This window comes from Streptomyces sp. NBC_00829, assembly GCF_045161795.1.
Taxonomy (GTDB): domain Bacteria; phylum Actinomycetota; class Actinomycetes; order Streptomycetales; family Streptomycetaceae; genus Streptomyces.
Genome location: NZ_CP108867.1, coordinates 8,503,200 through 8,521,553 on the forward strand (window position 1 = coordinate 8,503,200; position 18,354 = coordinate 8,521,553).

The window sequence follows — 18,354 nt, forward strand, 5'->3', positions numbered from 1 at the left end:
CAGCATCGCTGTGGACGTCACGTGTGAACGATGTGGTTCCTGCGGGCCGGGCAGATCGCGTATGCCCAGCCGGCGTCGCGGTCTGGTGGCACCCCGGACATCGCGGTCTGGTGGCACCCCGGACGTCGCTGCACACCCGCTCGCCGGCCGGGCGCACCGCGGGATGGAGAATGCGTTCCCGGTACGATGGACCACATCGTATGCACAGCTAATTATGGGTGGGGTGAACGATGTCCGAGGCGCCGCTGGTCCCCGGGACTGTGGCCGAGCACACGATCTGCCTGTTGACCAAGATCGGGCAGGTGGCATTCCGGATTGCCGACGACGGCCTCGGTGATCTCGGGCTGCGGGTGCGCCACTACAGCGTGCTGCAGGCGTTGGCCGACAACGGCTCCATGTCGCAGCTGGCACTCGGCACGTACCTGCGCATCGACCCGGCCACCATGGTCACCAGTCTGGACGACCTGGAGCGGGCTGGATACGCCGTACGGGAGAGGGATGCCCGCGACCGGCGCCGGTACGTGGTGAGGACCACGGACGCCGGCCGCGAGATCCTTGCCGGCGCCAACCGAAGGCTCATCAGTCTCGATTCGGACGTCCTGGCCGACCTGAGTGCCGCCGACCGCCAGGCGTTGCATCGGATGATGAACGAGCTGGCGTCCGGCCCCACTCTCCCCCCTATGTTCGACGCTGTCCGCGACCAGGCCGGGGCAGGGAAGATGCAGGGCGCTGGTTCACGGGTGGGGCCCTCGGAGGACAGCTAGGAGCGCGGCCGGTGAGGGCAGGCGCAGACGGTCTGTGCGGCTGCTGAACAGGTGCGCGCGACGGCGGCAGACAGCGGCCCCGAGGTCGTCCGTCCACCGACCCGGGGCGCATTCGCCGACTGGAGTGGGTGTGGTCGGCTGTCCTGAGCGGCGCTTGGTGGCTGTCTGCGGTGGAATGGGGCTGTTGGCCTCGCTGCCTGGGGCGGCGGGGGGAAGCGGCCTGGAGGAGTCGATCATGAACGCGCGACCGGGCAGCTCTGAGCTCCGTGGGTGGTCTGCGGCGGGTGGTGCACGGGTTGTGCTGGATGGGCGGGGTGTTATCGCCGAGTGGAGTGTGCAGGCGCAGGAGCTGCTTGGCTATCCGGCGGATGAGGTCGTGGGCCGTCCTGTGACGGCGCTGCTGTCTGCCGGGGAGCGGTCGGCGTCCGCGGGCCTTATCCGGGAGGTGCCGGGCCCTGGTGAACGGTTGGCTGCCCGGCATCGGGACGGGCGCCTCCTTGATGTCCGGGTGCAGGTGCGTCTCCTGGTGGCAGAGGGCACTGTGGGCTGGGCAGTGGTTCTGAAGGCCGTGGACGGCACCGATGAGCAGGTGCTTGATACGGCGCTGCTGAGGGCGCTGCTGACCGAGTCCCCGCTGGGTGTGCAGGTCCTCGACCCCGGGCTGCGGGTTCTGCGGCTGACTCTTGCCGGGCCGGGGGCACAGGGGGCGGTGGGCCAGGAGGCCATCGGGCGCCTCGCTCGTGAGGTGGCACCGGGCGTGATCGATGACGCTGCGGAGCGCGTCATCCGGTCGGTGCTGGAGACCGGTGAGCCGGTGACCGACTACGAACACATCGGCCGCCCCCCGTCCGATCCTGATCACGATCACGTGTACTCGGTGACGCTGCTGCCGCTGAAGGATGAGAACGGAAGCGTTCTGGGGGTGTGCCTCACGTCGGAGGACGTGTCCGAGCGGCACCGGGCACAGATGCGCCTGGCTCTGCTGGTGGAGGCGGGCACCCGGATCGGTACGACGCTGGACGTGATGACGACGGCGAAGGAGCTGGCCGTGGTCTCGGTGCCGGGCCTTGCCGATGTCGTGGCGGTCGACGTCCTGGACGATGTGCTCCACGGTGAGGCGTCCCCGCCCGGGCCGGTGAGCGCCGAGGCGCTCGTGCGCCGCGCCGCATTCCATGCTGCCGAAGGGCTGGACGTCCAGCCGGTATACGCTCCGGACGAACTGGTCCCGACCTACCCGCCGTTCTTCACCGCGTGCCTGACAGACCTGCGGCCCCGCCTGCTGCGCGACCTCAAAGCCGACCGCCAGTGGTCCACCCTTGAGCCTCACCGGGCCGAACTCGTGCGCAGGGCCGGCACCCACTCCATGATGGTCGTACCACTCACCGCCCGCGGTGTGATGCTCGGCATCGCCAGCTTCTACCGGACCACCAGGACCACCGATCCCTTCGAGGAGGACGACCTCACCCTCGCCACCGAACTCGCCGCCCGGGCGGCCGTCTGCATCGACAATGCGCGGCAGTACACACGCGAGCGAAGCGCCGCACTCATCCTGCAGCGCAGCCTGCTGCCGCGGCGCGTCCCGGCCCAGAACGCGGTGGAGGTGGCCTGGCGCCACGAGCCCTCCCGCAACGTCGGGGACTGGTTCGATGTCATCCCGCTCTCCGGCGCGCGGGTAGCACTCGTGGTGGGCCGCCTGGTCGGGCAGAGCATGCAGGCAGCGGCGGAAATGGGCCGGCTGCGCAGCGCCATCAACACCCTGGCCGCACAGGACCTGGCCCCCGACGAACTCCTCGCCCAGCTCAACGACCTGGTGACCGGCCAGGCCGATGCCCGGCCTCCCGACGACACCCCGGCAGGGACACCTCTGGCAGGAGCCACCTGCCTCTACGCGGTCTACGACCCCATCTCCCGACGCTGCACCTTCGCCCGGGCCGGCGGCCTGGCACCCGTGATCATCAAGCCCGACGGCACGGTGGAACTGCCCGACGTCCCGTCCGGCCCACCACTGGGCAGCGGCCGTCCGCCCTACACGACCCTCGAAGTGGAACTACCGCAGGCAAGCGCCATCGTCCTGTCCACCAGCAGCCTCGTCCAACACGGAGACCCGCAGACCGTGCCGGCCGGCCTGCAGCAGATCCTGGCCAACCCCCACCGGCCCATGGAAGACACCTGCGACGCCCTGGTCCGCGCACAGCAGGACAACGGGCAGGACAGCATCACCCTGCTGCTGGCACGCACCAAAGACCTCGGCGAAGACCAAGTCGCGGCCTGGACCCTGCCAAACGACCCCGCAGTCGTCACCACCGCCCGCACGCTGACCCGCCGGCAACTCGCCAACTGGAGCCTGCAAGAACTGGAGCCCACCACCGAACTGATCGTCAGCGAACTGGTCACCAACGCCATCCGCTACGCCGACGGCCCCATCCACCTACGCCTCGTCCGCGACCTCACCCTCATCTGCGAAGTCACCGACAACAGCAGCACCGCCCCACACCTGCGCCACGCGTACGACACCGACGAAGGCGGCCGGGGTCTCTTCCTCATCGCCCAGCTCACTCGCCGCTGGGGCACCCGATACGCCGCACGAGGCAAGACCATCTGGGCCGAACAGACCCTCCCCCCGACCAAACACGATGAAGCCCAAGCCGCTTGATCACCCGCGAGTTCCGTCCAGCTGGCCACGCGGGACCAGGACGCCCCGGGATCCTGCTGTCGTCGGCAGTGTCATTGCGCACAGCTCAAGCAATTGGACGGCGGCACCCCTGTTGCCATGGGCTGGTCAGTCCGCGCCCCAGATGTCCTCCAAGAAGCGGTTCGCCTGGCGCAGTCCGGTGAACCAGGCATCTGCGTCGCCGGCCGATGTGCCGGTGCGGCTGGCGAAGATGCCGGTGAGGGCACGCCGTACCTCGGGCGCCATCCTGGTGGCGTCGCCGCAGACGGGGACCACGGCCTGATCCTGCAGCAACGTGCGGGACCTGGCGCCCGGCCATAGGTACCACTGGTGGGGCGGTACTGGCCTTCGCCGCCCCCGCCGTCGTCAAACCTCACGCCTGCCAACCGGTTGACGCTCGCGGCGGGTCGCGGATCCTGCTCAAGTGCAACTGGGATGATCCGCCCATGCCGCCGAGGACACGCACCCCTGAAGGCTCGACCAAGGCGCGACTCGTTCTGCTGACACTCGCGGCCGGTCAGTTCCTGATGGCGCTCGACAGTTCTGTCATGAACGTATCCATCGCGACAGTGGCCGACGACCTGGACACCACGGTGACGGGCATCCAGGGCGCCATCACGGCCTACACCCTCGTGATGGCAATGTTCATGATCCCCGGCGGCAAAGTCGGGGCGCTGATCGGCCGCAAACGCGCGTTCATGGTCGGCTGCGTCATCTATGGCTGTGGCTCCCTCACCACTGCCCTGGCACCCAACCTGCCCGTGCTGCTGCTCGGCTGGTCGTTCCTCGAGGGCGTCGGGGCGTCGCTCATCCTGCCTGCGATCGTGGCGCTCGTGGCCGGCAACTTCCCCGCTGAACGCCGTCCCGCCGCCTACGGACTCGTCGCCGCAGCGGGGGCCGTGGCGATCGCGCTCGGGCCGCTCATCGGGGGTGTGGCGACGACCTACTTCTCCTGGCGGTGGGTCTTCGCCGGTGAAGTTCTGGTGGTGCTCGGCATCCTGGTTCTCGCCCGCCGCATCGTTTCCGTGCCGATCGGCGAACGCCCGCGCATCGATCTCGTCGGCGTCATCCTCTCTGCCCTTGGACTCGGGATCTTCGTCTACGCGGTACTCCGCTCGGACGAATGGGGTTGGTTCCGGCCCAAGCCCGACGCGCCGTCATGGCTAGGGATTTCACTGGTCGTGTGGCTGATGCTGGCGGGTCTGCTTCTGATCTGGCTCTTCCTCCGCTGGGAAGCCCACCTCGTGGAACGGCGCAGGGAGCCACTCGTAGACCCCGCCATGCTGGAGAACAAGCAGCTCACCGGCGGCCTGACGATGTTCTTCTTCCAGTACCTCGTGCAGATGGGCGTGTTCTTCGTCGTACCGCTGTACCTGTCGGTCGCCCTGGGACTGTCCGCACTCAAGACCGGTGCCCGCCTCCTGCCGCTTTCGCTGACGCTGCTCGCGGCCGCGATCCTGATCCCACGCTTCCTCCCGGACATCTCACCACGGCGGGTGGTGCGGCTCGGGATCCTCGCACTGCTCACAGGGGCGGTGGTCCTGATGGCCGCGCTCGACGCGAACGCCGGTGCGGAAATCGTCACCATCCCCCTTCTGTTGATTGGCCTCGGTGTGGGCGCACTGGCCTCCCAGCTTGGGTCGGTCACTGTGTCCGCAGTGCCGGAGAAACAGAGCGCAGAAGTCGGCGGCGTCCAGAACGCCGTCACCAACCTCGGTGCCTCGATCGGTACGGCACTCGCCGGGTCGATCATGATCGCGACGCTCACGTCCTCGTTCCTCACCAGCGTCGAACAGAATCCGGCGGTCCCGGCCGACGTCAAGAGCCAGGCGACCGTGCAACTCCAAAGCGGCGTGCCTTTCTTGTCGGATGCCCAGCTCAAAGCCGCCCTCGATGAAGCGGGCATCAGCGCCGAGGTGACCCAGGCCGCGCTCGACGCGAACGTCGAAGCCCGGCTCGACGGACTGCGTGCCGCACTCGCCATCCTCGCCCTCACCGCTCTCCTCGCCATGTTCTTCACGCACCGGATCCCGACGACCCAGCCCCGTTCGACCGAGGCGTAGTCACGGATGGCCAAGTCAAGTGCCGGACGTATGCGCCAAAGCGTGGCACCGGCTGCGCCGACGGACGCCGCACGTTCCCGAACCGAAAAGCTCAGTAGTGCCGTCCTGCCAAAGGCTCGCTACGCGCGGACGTGGTGCTGAGCGCACCGGAGGACGAGCTGCCGGTGCTGTTCCATTTGTCCACGGACAGTGGGACGTCCGGGTGAGCGGACAGCCCGTACTTCAAGGCCATTGACATCGGAGGCACATCTGCCCCGACGAGGTGTGTGGTGCCGTTGCCCGCCCGCACCTGCGTCGGGAGTGCGCCCCAATGCCGACGGAATACGGTGCTGAAGTGTCGGGCGTCTGAATAGCCGCAGGAGCGGGCGATTGCCGCGACGGACAGCGAGCGCAGGGCGGGATCAGCCAGACGCTGCGCGGCGACGCCGAGCCGATAGCGGGTCAGGTAGGCGTTGATCGTAAATCCGGCCGCCTGGTGAAACAGCCGTGCCGCGTGACGTTCGCTTAGATGGACCTGGGCGGCGACGTCTCGCACCCGCACCGGGCGGTCGAAGTTGTCGTCGAGGTAGCGGGTCATCCTTGCCACGGCCGCCGCCGCGCGTCCGCCTGGTGGTGGGACCGGGTGCGGGGCGGCGGAGTGGTCGGCAATGGCGCGGGCGCTGCCGAGTATCAGTGCCGAGCCGAGGGCGGTCAGCAGGTCGGTGCTGCCGGGTCCCTGTGTCGCGGCCTCCTCGGCGAGTGTCGCCAGCAGTCGGGGGAGGGGGGTTGCGGCGGCTGGGACGACTTGGCGCGGGCCGGTCGCGAAGGCGTCCAGCAGGGCGAGGGTGTCGGAGGAATCTGGTCTGGTGCCGCGTGGACCGCGTTCGGGGACCATCGTCCAGGACCAGAAGACGATGCCGAGCGGGTCGAGGGCGTCGGTGGTGATCTCGTGGATGTCGCCGGGGCGGGCCACGAACAGCTCGCCGGTCCCGACCGGGTACTCCTGCACCGCGGTCCGGAATGTTCCGCGCCCGGTGTAGGCGTAGCAGAGCTCGTAGTAGGAGTGGCTGTGCCAGTAGTTGCGCCATGGCTCGGGCGGGTAGAAGCCCCAGTCGAGGAACTCGATGCGCTGTCCGGCCAAGGTGACACCCAGCCGCACGGTGTTGAGCAGGGGAATGGTGGCGCCCGCCCGGGCCAGTTCGGTCACCTTGGCTCGTCCGTCCCGTCTGTCCTGCGCGCGCTGGGGTCGATCCCGCGCAGCATCATGCCCTGGCCGAGGGACCAGGTGTGCTCGTCTGCGGTGGGCCGGTCCTGCGGATCGCGGAACTGTACCAGCCAGGTGGTGCGGGCCTCGGAGGAGGTGTTCAGCCCCGAGCCGTGCACGGTGAGGTAGGTGAAGAACAGGACGTCTCCGGCTTCGGCCGGGCATGCCTGGGCGTCCTGAATCCGCCAGGTGTCGGGTGGCAGGTGCCAGCTGCCGCCCTCGATGTGGGGCAGCGGTCCGTTGCGGTGGCTGCCGGGGACGGCCCGGATGCAGCCGTTTTCCTCTGGAGCGTCGTCGAAGTGGAAGACCGCGGCGGCGACGGTGTGCTTGGCGTGCGGAAAGAAGGGGTGGTCCTGGTGCAGGGGGAACGGCGAGCCGGTCTCCGGCGGTTTGATGAACATCTTGGTGTGGTGCAGTTGGACGTTGGGCCCGCCGAGCAGCGCCGCCGCGACATCGGTGAACCGGGGGTCGACCAGCAGCCGGGCGAATGCGGCCGAGTGGAACTGGGTGTCGTGGGCGTGCTTGAGGGCAGTTCGTGCGGCGGGCGTGCCCGCGATGGCGCGCGCACTGGCCCAGGTCGCGTCGACATCGGAGTTGAGGCGGGCGGCAAGAGCATGGCACTCCTCCCGCATCGCCCGCGCCTCCTGCTTGCTGATCAGGTTCTTGACGAGGAGGAAGCCGTTCTCGTGGTACGTAGCGAGGTCGTCTGGGCTAAGGGGTTCGGTCATGGCCTCGACGGTAGGCGCGGGGGACGGGCCGGGCCGAGGGGCGATGCGGACAGACCGGTGGGCTATCCGGACATTGGCACCCGCCCGAACGGTCCCCAGGCGGCCGAGTCGCCTGTCCCGTCGAGGTACCGCTCCCGACGAGCTTCTCCAACTGCTTGATGTGCGGGGTGGTGACCCTCACGCAGCCCTCGTCATCGGGCGCTCGATGATCCGGCCCAGAGGGTGCCACTCGCCCTGGGCTAGGACCGAGGCTCGACCGATCGACGCTGCACCACCTGCCCCCGCAGGAGGCCTTCTGCGACGAGCTGCTCGCCGAACTGCTGACCGTCGATGGTGACGATGACGTGGCCGTGGTGGCCGTGCGGCTGCCCGCCGCTCCCTGACGCCCGCGCCGTCGCCGTGGCCCGGCCCGGGGGTCAGGCCCGGGGAACCGGCGTCGGCGTCACGGTCGCCGTGAACGCGCAGGCCTCGTTCTGCACCGCCGTGACGCGCACCAGTGCCGTACCAGGGCCGTCGTCCACGGGTCCGCGGCCGTCGCCGGGCAGGCCGCCGTCGCCGCGGCCGGACTCCACACCGGAGGGCCCGACGTGGATCCAGCAGGGCGCGTCGAGTTCCACGTACTGGGCGAACTCAGCCTCCATGGCCGTGGCGATCACCGGCCGTGGGTGGGCCTGGGCGTGGGTGGCCTGTCGGGCCGCTTCGAGCAGGAGCATGCCCGGGGCGTGGTCGACCGGGTGGTCGAAGAGCGCCGGATGGGTGAGGTCGACGCGCAGCTGATGGAGTGCGGGGGAGTTGGTCGGGGACAGCACGACGTTCGCGAACCCGGTCCGGGCGACCGAGGCCGGCGCGGTCGGCGGGGCGAGGGGGATGGCGCGCCGGTAGGCCTCGTCGATGTCGGCGTAGGGGCCGCGCAGCCGTGGGTAGACGGCCGGCGGCAGGTCGGCGAAGCGGGTGAACGCGGTGCCCAGCGGGCGGTCGTCGACGGACAGGTCGACCCGCATGTCGACGGAGACCAGCCGGCCGGCGCGACGGACCACATCCGGGCAGGTGACCCGCATTTCCACCTCGGCCGGGGCGTCCGACACCGCCAGCGCGGCCGCGTCGATCTCGTACCGGAAGCGGCTCCACACCTGCCGGTGGCCGAAGGGGACGCCGTAGGCGACGTGGCTCAGCAGCGGCACGCTCTGGCGGACCGACTCCGCCACGAGCATCGGGTTGTGGAACCCTCCCACCGGCCCGTAGAAGGGGTGGGTGGTCGGCCACCGGGCGGTGACGCGGTGGCGGTCCGGTCCGGCGGGGCTCCAGCCGGTCAGCAGGACCTCGGACTGCGCCGACTTGTGCACGTACTCGCGAGGAACCGCGGTGGCGAACGAGGTGTGTGTCGCCGGGTTCGAGGCGGTGATCGACATGTGGAATCCCCCAAGGAAGTGTGTGCTGTGCACCGTTGTGACGTGCGTACAGGTGTTCGTCCCTCGAAGAAAATAAAGAGTGCTCGTTTTGTTTTAGGCTTTCTTGCAGCAAAGGAACAGTCAGCGATGAGTAAAACGCTGAGGAGAAAGTACGAAGGGTCCGTTCATCGCGGGCAAGTGGGAGGCGGCGTTCCGATGCGGCTGGCCTGGTGGCGATCAGGCGGGTAGCGTAGGGAACGTTCTGTTTCTTTGGGGGTTCCGATGGCTCAGCGGCCGAAGCAAGAGCGTGCTGTCCAGACCCGTGAGTCGCTGCTCCGCGCGGCTGCGGAAATCTTCGACGAGGTGGGCTTCGCCGGCGCCAGCATCAGCCGCATCCTCAAGAAGGCCGGACTGACCGCCGGGGCCCTCTACTTCCACTTCGACTCGAAGGAGGAACTGGCGCGCGCGGTCATGAACGCGCAGCCCCAGTCGATCATCCCGTGGCTGGAGTCCGAGGGACTGCAGCGGCTCGTCGACATCACCATGGTCTGGGCGTACCAGCTCCGGGTGGACCCGCTTCTGCGGGCAGGCGTGCGCCTCACCGGCGAGCAGGGCTCGTTCGGCGTGAAGGACGCCACTCCGTACCACGAGTGGAGCCAGATCATGACCGAGTGCCTCGAATCGGCCCGCGCGAAGGGCGAGTTGCAGGCCGGCGTCGAGCCCGCCGAGCTGGCCGAGTTCGTGGTCGAGGCGTGCACCGGCATGCAGATGTACTCGGCCGTCGCCAGCGAGGCGCGGGCGGACCTCGCCGGCCGCGCGGTACGGATGTGGCGGTTGCTGCTGCCCGGGGTCGCAGTCCCGGCCGTCGTCGCCCGCACCGAGGTGAACCCGGACCGGATCCGGGACCTGCTCCGGGCGGCGAGCACCGCGGCCGCCGCCGCGAACGGGAAGGTCCCGGAGGGCGTCGAAGAGTCCGCAGGCGGGGAGAGCACCGGCGCGGCCGGCTGAGGCCGTGCTTCCAGTACCGCGGCCGAGCCCGCGGTCTCACCGAGGGGGATCACATGAGTCAGGGTCTGGCGCATCTGCGCCTGGGCGCGGTGAACATCGACGGCGTCATGCTGAACGACACCTTCAGTCCGGTCCTCCACCACTTCCTGGTGAGCCGCGGCTGCGTGTACACCGCCGAGCTGGAGCGCACGATCTTCTCCCAGCCCCGCGCGGTCGCGGGGCGGCTGCTCGCCGAGGCGGGGGGTGGCTCGATGAGCGGCGAGGAAGCGCTGGAGGCGTACTTCGAGGAACGGGCGCGGTATCTGAGGACCCGTCCGGTGCGGGTGAACGAGGGCGCTGTCGCCCTCGTGGGGCTGCTGCGCGGCCTGGGGTTGCGCACCGTCTGTTACGGCGGTCTGGGCAAGGACCACTTCGACGCCTTCCTCGGCGAGCACGCGGCACTGTTCGACGCGCCCGGCTACATCTGCACCGATTCCTTCCGGCCGGGCCTGCACGAGATTGCCACCGAGTACTTCGGGGTCGAGCACGACGAGGTTCTGATCGTCGACGACGTCGCCCGGGTCGCCGAGGAGGCGCGGCTGCTCGGCATGCCGTTCGTCGGCCACCCGAGCCGCTTCGAGCACAGCTTCCAGCGGCAGTTGATGCGCGAGGCCGGGGTGCGTCACCTGGTGGATTCGCTGCACGCGATCGACGAGGACCTGCTGCGGACGCTCGACAGCGAGGCGGCGGCCGGCACGGCTTGGGCCGCCTGACGGCCGGCACCGCGTTCCACGAGGCACACGGCGAGGTCCGTGCCCGCGCGGGGCGCGGACCTCGCGCGCAGGCAACCGACTTCACGACGGCAAGGGGGCACAGTGGGCATGAGTGGTGCAGGGCGGCTGCTGGACGGCAAGGTGGCCATGATCACCGGGGCGTCCAGCGGCATCGGGGCGGCGGCCGCCCGGCTGTTCGCCGAGGAGGGGGCCGCGGTGGTGGTCGTCGCCCGGCGCAAGGACAGGCTGGACGACCTCGTCGCGGAAATCCGCGCAGGCGGGGGGCGGGCCGTCGCGGCGGCCGGCGACGTGACGGACCCGGACGACGCCGAACGGGCGGTGGCGGTCGCCGTCGACGCCTTCGGCACCCTGAACGCGGCGTTCAACAACGCCGGTTACGCCACCGCGGGGACGCCGCTGCACGAGATCGACGACGCGACGTACGAGCGCACCGTCGACGTCAATCTGCGCGGCGTATGGAACTGTCTGCGGCACCAGATACCGGCGATGCTCGCGGGTTCGGGGGGCTCTGTGGTGAACACGTCCAGCGTGGCCGGGATGAAGGCCACCGGCGCCTCGGCCGCTTATGTCGCCGCCAAGCACGCGGTGATCGGACTGACCAGGGCGGCCGCGCTGGACTACGGGCAGCGGGGCGTCCGCTGCAACGCGCTGGTCGTGGGCAGCACTCGCACCGAGATGATGGAGGGCGTGCTGCAGGCGTGCCCGGAGCTCGAGGAGGTCTTCATGGCCGACTCGGTGCAGCGGCGGATCTCCGCGCCGGCCGAGGTGGCCCAGGCCGCGGCCTGGCTGTGCAGCGACCGTTCCTCGTTCGTCACCGGCACGGCGATGGCCGTCGACGGCGGTTCGACCGCGGTGTAGCCGTGCGACGCCGTGCGCCTGTGGCCGGGCCGCCCAGCCGGGCCAGGCGTACGGGCTGGCACCCGCACCCTCGGATCCCGAAGAGTCCCTGTCTCGGGGATGGCAGCGCCCCCTTCCCGTGAAAGAATAGCGAACGATCGCTTTTCTTTCTGCGGAAAAAGTGGGGATGTCTCCGGCAGGCCCACACGGCCCGGCCGGGGCTCGGCCCCCGAGGGAGGAACGAGGAGATGGTTGTCCAGGAGAGGGCGGTGCGCACACGCAGAGGGCTCGTCCAGGCCGCCGCCCTGGAGATCGACCGGGTCGGCTACGAAGGAGCCCGGCTGTCCCGGATCTGCGCGTCGGCATCCGTCTCGATGGGGGCGCTGACCTTTCACTTCCCGTCCAAGGCCGCCCTGGCGGACGCGCTCCAGGAGGAGGGCCGGGCGATCGCCCGGACGCTCGTGGGCCGGGTCCTGGAGTCGCGCGAGCCCACGCTGCGCGCGGTGGCCGAGCTCACTGTCGGGCTCGCCGGACTGCTGGAGGAGAGCGTCGTCGCCCGCTCGGCCGCGCGGCTCGCCAGGGAGCGGCCGGAGGAGCCGGACCGGTGGACGCAGGTCTGGCTGCCGGCCGTGCAGGACCTGCTGGAACGCGCCCGCGAGGGTGGCCGGCCACGGCTCGCGGTCCGCCCCGAGGCGGTGACCGCCCTCGTCAGGTACCTGCTGACGGGCGCTGAGGCGCAGATACGCGGCGCGGGAGCGCCGGTGGTCGGTGCGGGTGCCGGGAAGGTGGCCGACCAGGTGGAGGGGATCTGGCGGCTGGTCCTCGACGGCGCGGCGACTCAGGGCGGCTGACCCGGCTCTCGATCGTTCTGTTTCAGCAAGAAACGACCCAGCCTAGAAAAACATAGCGAGTATTCGGTATGGTTTCCTGGTGTGAGGGCGCGCACCGCCCTCGCATCGCGTATCGACAGATACGCGTCAATCGAGGCAGGGGGAGCGTGAGATGCCAGCAGTCGTGAGCGCCGTCGGCCGGCCCGCCGAGGCGGCGGTGGACGTCGCAGTCGTGGGCGCGGGACCCGCCGGGCTGTACGCCGCGTACTACGCCGGGTTCCGCGGCCTGTCGGCGGTGGTCGTCGACGCGCTCGACGAGCCCGGCGGCCAGGTGTCCGCTCTCTATCCGGAGAAGCTGCTGTACGACGTGGCCGGCCACCCCGCCGTCAAGGGGCGGCAGTTGATCGACAACCTGCTGGAGCAGGCCGCCCCGTTCGGTACGCGGTACCTGCTCGGCCGGACGGTGGTCGGCCTCGCCCGCCGAACCGGAGGCTGGACCCTGAGCACCGACGACGGCGGCAGAGTGGACGCCGGAGCCGTGGTGGTCGCCGCCGGGCTCGGCAGGTTCGTGCCCCGCAGGCTGCCCTGCTCGGTGCCGTACGAGGGCAGGGGCGTCGCCTACCACGTCCCGCGCCCGGAGGCGCACGCAGGACGGGACGTGGTCGTGGTCGGCGGCGGCGACAGTGCCGTCGACTGGGCACTGGCCCTGGCCCCGCTGGCCCGCAGCACGACCCTCGTCCACCGGCGCGGCACCTTCCGCGCCCACGAGTACAGCGTGCGGCAGCTGTACGCCTCCGCCGTCCGAGTCGTCACCGAGGCCGAGGTGGTCGCCTGCCACGGTACCCAGCGGCTCGAACGGGTCGAGATCCGGCGAGGCGACGAGGCGTTCACGCTGCCGGCGCAGGCGCTGGTCGCCGCCCTCGGCTTCACCTCCGGCCTCGGTCCCGTCGCCGAGTGGGGAATCGACCTGGAGCACCGCAGGATCCGGGTCGACCGGTCCATGAGCACCAACCTGTCCGGCGTCCACGCGGTCGGCGACGTGTGCGCCTACCCGGGCCGCGTCCCGCTGATCACCGTCGGCTTCGGCGAGGCCGGCAACGCCGTGAACCACGCGGCCGTGGCCCTGCGCCCCGGCGTACGGCTCGCGCCCGAGCACTCCTCCGACGCGTTCCCCGGTGCGCGCGACCTCGCAGCCGTCCCGTCCGCGTCGGCCGCGTAGCACCGGCGCCTCGGTCACCGCATCGCGTCCCGCGCGCCGGGATGTCCGACCCGCCTCAAGGGGGCCGCACAGCAATGCCGCTCAACAAGCTCACCCTCATGCCCGACAGGGTGGAGATCCTGCTGCCCGAGGGCTCCTGCCTCACGGACATCGAGTACGAGAGGCCGGAACAGCTGATCCCGTTCGGCTGCCGCTCAGGGGCCTGCGGCGCCTGCGTCATCGAAGTCCTCGACGGCTCCGCGTCGCTCGGGGAGGCCGATCCCGACGAGACGGACTTCCTCGAGGACCTCGGCAGGGCCGACGGGAACCACCGGCTCGCCTGCCAGTGCCGCCTCCTGGGCGCCGCGACCGTCCGCGTGGCACAGCAGTGAGCGCGGGCCGGCACGACACCGCCTCGCCCCACCACCTCCGTCGAGGAATCCCCTGCACCAGCACACCGTGATCCCCGGCGTCGTGGACGGCACGGTCACGTCCTCCGTGGACGCCGACGGCACCGTCTCGTTCCGGATCGCGATCCGCGAGACCGGCCTGCGGCCCGAGAAGGCCGACCACATCGAGGTCGTCCTCACCCGGCAGGACGCCCGTGCCCTCATGTCGGCCCCCGACCGGTCCGCGCCCGTCGCCTGCTCCGTCGGTGTCCGGCTGAACAGCGCGCCCTTCCCCACTCTCTCCTCCCTCTAGGAGCCCCGATGGCACTGCTCGACCAGCAAGGCACCTTGGCCCCGCCCGCCGCCGCGGCCCGTGATCCGCGCGAGTCCATGACCGTGCTCCCGGGATTCCTCCAGTTCCCGCTGACGATCCTCACGGGCAAGGCACTGCCCGGCCAGCGGTCCCCGGGCTGGACGCCCACCTTCCACCTGGTGACGGCCACGACGTCGATGGTCGCCGGTGTCCTCGTCAGCACGCTGGCCTACGTCCTCGGCGGGCCGTTCCTGCTGCTGCTCGCGGCCGGCTGGGCGGTGACGCTGCACGGGATGCGCAACCTGCGGATGATGATCTACCACCAGTGCTCGCACCGGAACATGTACCGCCGCCGCAAGCCGGACCGGGCCATAGGCCACGCCGTGTCCAGCCTCCTGATCATCCAGAACTTGCAGCGCTACAGCCGCGAGCACGTCAGCGACCACCACGCGCTCGACCACATGACGCTGAAGGACCCCACGGTCCAGGCCTTCCTGGTCAGCCTGGGCCTGCACCCGGGCATGCCCCGCCGCCGGATGTGGCGCCGGCTCCTCGGCAAACTGGTATCCCCGCGCTTCCACTTCGCCTTCGCCGTCTCCCGTGTGCGCTCCTTCTGGAGCGAGTCGGCGCGCACCGAGAAGGTGGCGGCCCTCACCCTCTACGGCACACTCGCCCTCGTCACGGCGGCGACCGGCACCTGGCCGGCCCTGCTCGTCGTCTGGTTCGTGCCGCTCGTCCCGCTGTTCCAGGTCAGCAACACCCTGAGGCTGTGCGTCAAGCACACCTTCCCCGAGCCCGGCCTCGAGGACCGGCGCAGCCGGGCATACTTCGCCTCGCTGACCATCGCCATCTTCCTCGGCGACCCGACCCCCGCGCCGCAGATGCCCGCCGGGCGCCGCGCCCTGGCGTGGACGCGCTGGACCCTGCGGCTGCTGTTCCTGCACGCCCCGTCCCGCTACCTCGTGCTGACCGGCGACACCGTGGTCCACGACTTCCACCACCGTCACCCGCGCGCCGTCGACTGGCCGAACTACGTCTTCGCCCGCCAGGAGGACGCCGCACGCCTCGCGCCGGGGCAGCCGCCCTACCACGAGGTCTGGGGTCTGGTGTCCGCGATCAGCCACGTATTCGACTCGCTCGCCGCCGCCGACCCCGAGGAGTTCGACGTCGACCGGCTGAGGTCCGTGAGCAAGCGGGAGCTCTTCGCCGCCTTCGACGACTGACCGCACAGCCACCCGCACCCCACCAACGACCCCGAACCAGGAAGCTCGATGCGTACTCCGCCGAACCAGCACTCCGCACCTCGTACGGTCGTCCTCGGCGTGGCGGCCAGCGACAGCCACGCGGTCGCCAACCACCTCATCGCCCACTCCCTGCGCGGCCTCGGCTACCACGTCGTCAACCTCGGCACCTGCACGGCCGTCGAGGAGTTCGCCGAGGCCTGCGAGCAGTACCCGCACGCCGAGGCCGTCGTCATCGGCAGCCTCAACGGCCATGTCCACGAGGACCTGCGCGGACTCGACCAGGCCAAGCGGTCGGGCCGGATCACCTGCCCGGTCGTCGTCGGCGGCAACCTCTCCGTGGGCAGCCACAAGGACGCCTCGGCCCACGACCGCCTGTACGCCGCCGGAGTGGACCACATCCTGTCCGACGCCGCCGAACTGCCCCGCCTGCTCGACCGGTTGCGGATCGCCCGCCGCGGTGCCCGGCTCACCGACCTGGCGGCGTCATGAGCGTCACGTCCGTCCCGTCCGCCGGCGCGACCTCGCTGCCCACGCCGTCCCAGTCCGCCGCGTACATCGCCGCACTCGGCAAGCCCACCGCCGCCGAGATCCTCCAGGACTGCAAGGACCGGGGCCGGGTGGCCCTGCAGCCGCGCTGCGGCGTCGGCGGCCACGAGGAGATGAAGCGGCTTCTGACGACCTTGGAGGAGGAAGCCCGCCCCGACATCCTGACGCTGACCATCGACTCCCACACCCGCCTCAAGCGGTTCGGCGAGGCCCGCCGCACCCTGCACCTGCGGCCGGCCGACCTCAACGGCTACCCGCTGGTCGCCCACGGCTGGCAGCGCGGCCGTGAACTGAACGAACTGGTCGACGCGCCGCTGGAGATCCGGCACGGATCCCCCGACGCCCGCCTCCTCTTCGACGTCTCCGTCGCCTCCGGCATCACCTCGTTCGAGGGCGGCGGCATCTCGTACAACCTGCCCTACTCCAAGGCCGTGCCGCTCGCCGAGTCCCTGACGGCCTGGCAGGACGTGGACCGCGCCTGCGGCGAACTCGCCGAGCACGGGGTGATCGTCGACCGGGAGCTGTTCGGCACCCTGACCGCGGTGCTCGTGCCGCCGTCGATCAGCCTCGCCGTCAGCGTGCTGGAGGCGGTGCTCGCCACCCGGGCCGGTGTCCGCTGCGTGTCCGTGGCCTACCCGCAGGGCGGGCACCTCGTCCAGGACGTCGCGGCCCTGCGCAGCATCCCGGTCCTCGCCGAGCGCTACCTCCCGGCCGGCGTCCAGGTCCACGCGGTGCTGCACGAGTTCATGGGTGTCTTCCCCCGCAAGCGCGACAACGCCGAGGACCTCATCCTCTACGGGGCGCTGGCGGCCCGGCTCGGCGGGGCCTCCAAGCTGATCACCAAGACGTACCAGGAGGCGTACGGCATCCCCGACACCGCGGCCAACGTGGCCGGTCTGCGGCTGGCCGGCCGGGCCAACTCGCCGCTGCTGGACTTCGTCACCGTCGACGACGGCCAGGTCACCGAGGAGCAGGGGTGGATCCTCGACGAGGTCGCCGATCTCGTCGAGCCGCTGCTGCAGCGCCCCGATCTGATCGAGGCGGTCGTCGAGGCGTTCGCCGAGGGGCGGCTGGACATACCGTTCAGCGCCAGCCGTTCCGCCCGCTCCGACGTCATCCCGCGGCGCGACGCCACCGGTGCCATCCGCTACCGGACCGTCGGCGCCCTGCCGTTCGCCCCGGCCCGGCTGCGCCGCAACGAGGAGTTGCTGCACGCCGTGGACGGCCCCGGCGAACCGGGCATCGACACCCTGATGGCGGGCCTCACCGGCGACATCAACTACTTCCGCGGGCTCTTCCGCGAGTCCGAGCCGCACGCCGGCGCCCACGGACCCGAGCGGTCCCGGAACGCGACGGCCGCCACCCCCACCGCACCCGGCGAATCGAGGAACTGATGCGTGCCCTGCAGGTGACCCGCCCCGGCGGACCCGACGCCCTCGCCGTCACCGACCTGCCCCGTCCCGAGCCCGCGCCCGGCCAGGTCGTGGTCCGCAACGAGGCCGTCGGCCTCAACTTCATCGACGTCTACTTCCGCGACGGCACCTACCCGACGGCCTGCCCGTTCGTCCCCGGCCAGGAGGCCGCCGGAGTGGTCACCGCCGTGGGCTACGGCGTCACGGACTTCGCCCCGGGCGACCGGGTCGCGTACGCCACCCAGCTCGGCGCCTACGCCGAGTACACCGCCGTCCCGGAGCCCAAGCTGGTGCCCGTTCCCGACAGCGTCACTCTGCCCGACGCGGCAGCGGTCCTGCTCCAGGGGCTCGCCGCGCTGTACCTCAGCGGTACCACGCACCCTGTGGCGGTCGGCGAAACCGTGGTGGTGCTGGCCGCCGCCGGGGGGCTGGGGCAGCTCCTGGTGCGGCTGGCCGCACACCGCGGCGCGCGGGTCATCGCCGTCGCCTCCACCACGGAGAAGCGAGAGGCGGCCCTGGCCGCGGGCGCCCACCACGCCCTGCCCTACGGGGACTTCTCGGCCGGGGTGCGCGAACTCACCGGCGGCGAGGGCGCGCACGCGGTCTACGACTCGGTGGGCGCGGCCACGTTCGAGGAGAGCGTCAGGGCACTGCGCCGCCGGGGCACCCTCGCCGTGTGCGGGCTGTCCAGCGGCCCGGTCCCGCCGGTCGACGTCGAACTGCTTCGCACGGCGGGCTCCCTGTACCTGACCCGGCCCACCCTCGCCGACCACGTCCCGGACGCGGCCTCGCTCAGGGCGGCGGCCGCCGAGCTCTTCGCGCACGTCGCCGACGGCGTGGTCCGTCCCGGCGCCGGCGAACGGCTGCCGCTGGCCGAGGCGGCGCGGGCCCACACCCTGCTGGAGAGCCGGGCCACCACCGGCAAGGTCCTCCTCACGCCGTGACGC

At 70.9% G+C, this 18,354-nt stretch carries 18 protein-coding genes; 14 read left to right on the forward strand and 4 right to left on the reverse strand.

The genetic code is table 11. The features are described 5' to 3' along the window. Positions 1-230: 230 nt before the first annotated feature. Together OG293_RS37900 and OG293_RS37905 are read left to right on the forward strand one after the other, a co-directional pair. Positions 231-764, forward strand: coding sequence for a MarR family winged helix-turn-helix transcriptional regulator (locus OG293_RS37900; protein ID WP_406003274.1), 534 nt, complete (start codon positions 231-233; stop codon positions 762-764). Between the two features lie 235 nt (positions 765-999). Continuing rightward, on the forward strand, positions 1,000-3,417 hold the full coding sequence (locus OG293_RS37905; RefSeq protein ID WP_406003275.1) for a SpoIIE family protein phosphatase: 2,418 nt from the start codon (positions 1,000-1,002) through the stop codon (positions 3,415-3,417). 126 nt (positions 3,418-3,543) lie between these two features. On the opposite strand, the gene OG293_RS37910 is transcribed toward OG293_RS37905, so the two are convergent. After that, the gene (locus OG293_RS37910; RefSeq protein ID WP_406003276.1) at positions 3,544-3,729 is read right to left on the reverse strand and encodes a hypothetical protein; all 186 of its coding nucleotides are present in this window, start codon (positions 3,727-3,729) and stop codon (positions 3,544-3,546) included. 152 nt (positions 3,730-3,881) lie between these two features. On the opposite strand from OG293_RS37910, the gene OG293_RS37915 reads away from it, so the two are divergent. Beyond that, positions 3,882-5,498 carry an MFS transporter gene (locus tag OG293_RS37915; RefSeq protein ID WP_406003277.1) on the forward strand — a complete coding sequence of 539 codons (1,617 nt, stop codon included), beginning with the start codon at positions 3,882-3,884 and terminating at the stop codon, positions 5,496-5,498. A 91-nt stretch (positions 5,499-5,589) separates the two neighbouring features. On the opposite strand, the gene OG293_RS37920 is transcribed toward OG293_RS37915, so the two are convergent. From OG293_RS37920 to OG293_RS37930, 3 genes are all read right to left on the reverse strand, one after another. Beyond that, positions 5,590-6,684, reverse strand: a complete 1,095-nt coding sequence (locus OG293_RS37920; RefSeq protein ID WP_406003278.1) for an AraC family transcriptional regulator — start codon at positions 6,682-6,684, stop codon at positions 5,590-5,592. Then, positions 6,681-7,469 (reverse strand): phytanoyl-CoA dioxygenase family protein, encoded by a 789-nt coding sequence (locus OG293_RS37925; protein ID WP_406003279.1) that lies wholly within the window; start codon positions 7,467-7,469, stop codon positions 6,681-6,683. Before OG293_RS37925 ends, OG293_RS37920 begins: the two co-directional genes overlap by 4 nt. A gap of 416 nt (positions 7,470-7,885) precedes the next feature. Further along, on the reverse strand, positions 7,886-8,878 hold the full coding sequence (locus OG293_RS37930) for a ScbA/BarX family gamma-butyrolactone biosynthesis protein (protein ID WP_406003280.1): 993 nt from the start codon (positions 8,876-8,878) through the stop codon (positions 7,886-7,888). A 261-nt stretch (positions 8,879-9,139) separates the two neighbouring features. Here OG293_RS37930 and OG293_RS37935 point away from each other — a divergent pair, with 261 nt between their 5' ends. The 11 genes from OG293_RS37935 to OG293_RS37985 all read left to right on the forward strand — a co-directional run bounded on the left by OG293_RS37935 (position 9,140) and on the right by OG293_RS37985 (position 18,351). Further along, positions 9,140-9,865: a ScbR family autoregulator-binding transcription factor gene (locus OG293_RS37935; RefSeq protein ID WP_406003281.1), complete on the forward strand. Its 726-nt coding sequence runs from the start codon at positions 9,140-9,142 to the stop codon at positions 9,863-9,865. A gap of 53 nt (positions 9,866-9,918) precedes the next feature. Further along, positions 9,919-10,617 carry an HAD family phosphatase gene (locus OG293_RS37940; RefSeq protein ID WP_406003282.1) on the forward strand — a complete coding sequence of 233 codons (699 nt, stop codon included), beginning with the start codon at positions 9,919-9,921 and terminating at the stop codon, positions 10,615-10,617. A 108-nt stretch (positions 10,618-10,725) separates the two neighbouring features. Continuing rightward, a complete protein-coding gene (locus tag OG293_RS37945) occupies positions 10,726-11,496 on the forward strand; it encodes an SDR family NAD(P)-dependent oxidoreductase (RefSeq protein WP_406003283.1) in 771 nt (256 codons plus the stop codon). 248 nt (positions 11,497-11,744) lie between these two features. After that, complete coding sequence (locus OG293_RS37950; RefSeq protein ID WP_406003284.1) at positions 11,745-12,326, forward strand: TetR family transcriptional regulator; 582 nt, start codon at positions 11,745-11,747, stop codon at positions 12,324-12,326. Between the two features lie 151 nt (positions 12,327-12,477). Next, positions 12,478-13,524: an NAD(P)/FAD-dependent oxidoreductase gene (locus OG293_RS37955; RefSeq protein ID WP_406003285.1), complete on the forward strand. Its 1,047-nt coding sequence runs from the start codon at positions 12,478-12,480 to the stop codon at positions 13,522-13,524. A 74-nt stretch (positions 13,525-13,598) separates the two neighbouring features. After that, positions 13,599-13,895 carry a 2Fe-2S iron-sulfur cluster-binding protein gene (locus OG293_RS37960; RefSeq protein ID WP_326750727.1) on the forward strand — a complete coding sequence of 99 codons (297 nt, stop codon included), beginning with the start codon at positions 13,599-13,601 and terminating at the stop codon, positions 13,893-13,895. Between the two features lie 67 nt (positions 13,896-13,962). Next, positions 13,963-14,205: a hypothetical protein gene (locus OG293_RS37965; RefSeq protein ID WP_406003286.1), complete on the forward strand. Its 243-nt coding sequence runs from the start codon at positions 13,963-13,965 to the stop codon at positions 14,203-14,205. Positions 14,206-14,213: 8 nt separating this feature from the next. Further along, complete coding sequence (locus OG293_RS37970; protein WP_406003287.1) at positions 14,214-15,428, forward strand: fatty acid desaturase; 1,215 nt, start codon at positions 14,214-14,216, stop codon at positions 15,426-15,428. A gap of 48 nt (positions 15,429-15,476) precedes the next feature. Further along, positions 15,477-15,938, forward strand: a complete 462-nt coding sequence (locus tag OG293_RS37975; protein ID WP_406003288.1) for a cobalamin-dependent protein — start codon at positions 15,477-15,479, stop codon at positions 15,936-15,938. Beyond that, a complete protein-coding gene (locus tag OG293_RS37980) occupies positions 15,935-17,389 on the forward strand; it encodes a methylaspartate mutase (protein WP_406003289.1) in 1,455 nt (484 codons plus the stop codon). Before OG293_RS37975 ends, OG293_RS37980 begins: the two co-directional genes overlap by 4 nt. Beyond that, positions 17,389-18,351, forward strand: coding sequence for a quinone oxidoreductase family protein (locus tag OG293_RS37985; protein ID WP_406003290.1), 963 nt, complete (start codon positions 17,389-17,391; stop codon positions 18,349-18,351). Before OG293_RS37980 ends, OG293_RS37985 begins: the two co-directional genes overlap by 1 nt. Positions 18,352-18,354 lie beyond the last annotated feature (3 nt).